The 1,827-nt window shown below is 74.4% G+C and carries 1 protein-coding gene; it reads right to left on the minus strand.

All coding sequences use genetic code 11. From position 1 onward, the window contains the following. On the minus strand, positions 1-1,827 hold a 1,827-nt coding region (locus AC1DUQ_RS21375; RefSeq protein ID WP_477074592.1), incomplete at both ends, for an AAA domain-containing protein.

The raw sequence follows: 1,827 nt of genomic DNA on the forward strand, positions 1-1,827 counted from the left end.
GCGCAGCTCGTCGCGCAGGGCGCTCATCGGCAGGTCGTCGGCCCCGGCGACGAGCCCGGCCAGGTGCGTCCTGACCGTCTCGACGAGCTCCGGCAGCCGGTCCAGGACGTCGTCGGGCTCGGTGTCCGCCAACCGCGTGCGCCAGACCGCGAGCGCGCCGGTGTACCGCCGGATCGCGGTGATCCTGTCCGAGAGCACCGCCAGGTCGGCGTGCCCCCAGTCGCGGGCCAGCTCCTGCGAGAGCGCGTCGGCCCGGGCTGCCGTCTCGTAGCGTGCGACCAGGAGCTCCAGGGCAGCAGTGGCCGTCGGCCGGACCTGCCGGTCGCCTGCGTCGAACCCGGCGTCCACCAGCTTGCGCACGCGGCGCCAGCCGCCGTCGAGGAACTTCCAGACCGAGGTCTCGCGGCGCCGGGCGATCTCCACGGCCGCTGTCGCGTCCGGCGCGGAGAGCGGCTCGCGCCAGCCCGACGCCGCCCGGTCGGCCGCGTCCGCCGCCGCCTCGACCTCGCGCCACGCAACCGCGGCCTCCTGGAGTCGCCGAGCGGCCGGGGTACGCGGGGTGACTGCCGAGCCGAGGTCGCGCTGGACCAGCGGCGCGAGGACGGCATGCATCTGGCCGACCGCGTCGGCGTCGTCCACGGTGAGCTCGTCGCCGTCGTCCAGGACGGCGAGCACGGCGTCGACCGCCGCGGCCGCCTCCTGCGCGCGCTGCGCGACCACGGCGTCGGCGCGCGGCTGGTCCAGCACCGACGGGTCGATCAAGCGGGCGGGGGTCCGCGCGAGCACCGGGGCGGCGCCGGCCCGAGCCAGCGCGGCGACGAGGGCGTCGACCAGCGGACGAGCCGGAATCCAGTCGGCGGGCTCGGGGAGGAGCGCCTGCTCGGCGGGCGTGAGGTCGTCGCCCCAGCGGAACCCGCGCAGCGCGATCAGCCGCTCCAGCACGTCCTGCACCCCGCCGAGCGCCTGCTCGTACGCGCCGACCTCGGCCAGCGCGGCGGTCGTCGCGTCGATCAGCGCGGTCCGCCGGGCCTCGACGGCGTCCAGCGGCTCGTCGTCGGCCAGCCAGCGCTCGTAGGTGTCGCGCAAGCCGTGCACGAACTCCTTCTTGTCCTCCTGGCTGTCGTGCACCAGCGTGCAGATCTCGCCGAGGCCCTGCGCCCGCAGCCGCGCGTGCACCACGTCGAGGGCCGCGCGCTTCTGGCAGACGAACAGCACGCGCTTGCCGTGCGCGACGAAGTCGGCGACGAGGTTGGTGATCGTCTGCGACTTGCCGGTGCCGGGCGGTCCCTGGATGACGAAGTTGTCGCCGGAGCGAGCCAGCGCCACGGCACCCAGCTGGGAGGCGTCGGCGGGGACGACCAGGTACCGGTCGGCCACCGGGATGGTCGCGCCGTGCTCGGCGACGTCGCGCGGGGCGGTCGAGAACAGCTCGTCGAACGCCTCGTTCGGCATCGGCTCGGCCAGCAACGAGTCGTAGTCGCGGACCAGGCTGAGCGTGCGGTAGTTGAAGTTGGCCAGCGTGACCATGGTCAGGTCGACGTCCCACGTGTACGGGTTGTCGTCGCCTTGCGTCTGCACCGAGAACGTCTCGACCACGTGCTGGGGAGCGGGTGCGTCGCCGAGCTCCACGGACAGCGGGATCGGCCGGCGCTGGATGCGGTCCTGGAAGATCTGCACGCCGAGCGGGTTCCAGCCGGGCCTCGTGTACGAGTACGCGTACTGCCGACGGCCGAACAGCGGACGGGTGCTGGGCCGACGCCGCCGATAGGCCTGCAGCGCCACCTGCGCCCGGTGCCGGACCAGCTCGATCCGGGGCTTGTCGACGAG

The organism is Cellulomonas sp. P4_B5_2 (assembly GCF_056402235.1).